Here is a 1,233-nt window from a genome sequence, read left to right on the forward strand (position 1 = left end):
CACTGCTGCTGTTCAGCATCGGCAATTCCGAACTGACCGCGGGCGAGCTGCGCTCGCGTGGCTACTATCTCGGCTCGAACGTCTCCTACAATCTGAAGAAGCTGGTCGATCTCGGCTTCATCAACCATCAGCGCTCGCGCATCGACCGCCGTTCGGTCCGTGTCTCGCTGACGCCGAAGGGCAATGAGGTGGCCGAGGTCGTCGCCGGCCTCTATGAGCGTCATGTCGGCTCGATCGAACAGGTCGGCGGCATCAACACCGATGAGTTCAAGCAGATGAACCGCGCTTTGCAGCGGCTCGACCGCTTCTGGAACGACACCATCGCCTACCGGATGTAAGGATGTAAGACATCCGCCGCATCGGATCCGGCCCGCGCCACAGAAGCGCGGCCGAAATATCGACCTTCAGTCAGGGCCGGTGCCGAGAGGCATCGGCCTTTCTTTGATTTGGCTGGTCATTGCACCGCGTGGTCGATCGCCGATCGATACCCAAAAAGCACGGTCCGTTCTTTTCGGAATGCTGGCCGGTCGGATTTGGCCGCAAGGCCACGTTGCCGCCATATTCCAATGGAACCGAGAATGGCAGTGATGCTGTGGTGAAGGCCATGCGTTCACCCGCAGCCCGTATCGCGCCTGTGCATTGTCACACCAAGCTGATACGGACCATGGTTGGCTAATTGTTAAGATTGCCAATTTTACAGTGCGGGCGAGATCGCCCGGTGATCAACGCAGCAAGTGATCGAACTGCTACCAATGTCTGGAACGTCCATGAAAACCAGCCGTCGTTTTTTCCTGTCCGGAGCCTCCGCGCTCGCAGCCGCGGTGGTCGCCGGCGGCGCCAATGCGCAGGATGTGATCGGTGATATCCTGAAATCCTCGGCGCGCGGCAATTGGGACGACCAGTTCGACGCCCGCGCCAGCGAGGGTGGCAAGGTGGCTTCGACGCTGCCGATCTTCAGCCCGCAGACCGTTGCCTTCACGGAACAGGCGGTCGGGCAATACCAGAACATTGTCGGGCAGGGTGGCTGGGTCGAGGTTCCCGCGACCAAGAAGCTGCAGCTTGGCGTCGATGATCCCGATGTGGTGCCGTTGCGCAAGCGGCTGATGGTTTCCGGCGACCTGTCGCAGAGCGCCGGCATTTCGACGGCTTTCGATTCCTATGTCGACTCGGCAGTCAAGCGCTTCCAACTGCGTCACGGCCTGCCGGCTGATGGCTCGATGGGCAAATACACCT

General features: G+C 60.4%; 2 protein-coding genes. Both read left to right on the forward strand.

What is annotated here, in order from left to right; genetic code table 11:
- Nucleotides 1–338, forward strand: a 338-nt coding sequence (locus tag EN969_RS31730) for a winged helix DNA-binding protein (RefSeq protein ID WP_127419767.1), incomplete at its 5' end; no start/stop codon positions are given.
- Nucleotides 339–767: 429 nt separating this feature from the next.
- On the forward strand, nt 768–1,233 hold a 466-nt coding region (locus EN969_RS31735), incomplete at its 3' end, for a peptidoglycan-binding protein (protein WP_206525288.1).

Origin of the sequence: Mesorhizobium sp. M7A.F.Ca.CA.003.01.2.1, from assembly GCF_003998945.1 — a bacterium.
GTDB lineage: Bacteria > Pseudomonadota > Alphaproteobacteria > Rhizobiales > Rhizobiaceae > Mesorhizobium > Mesorhizobium ciceri.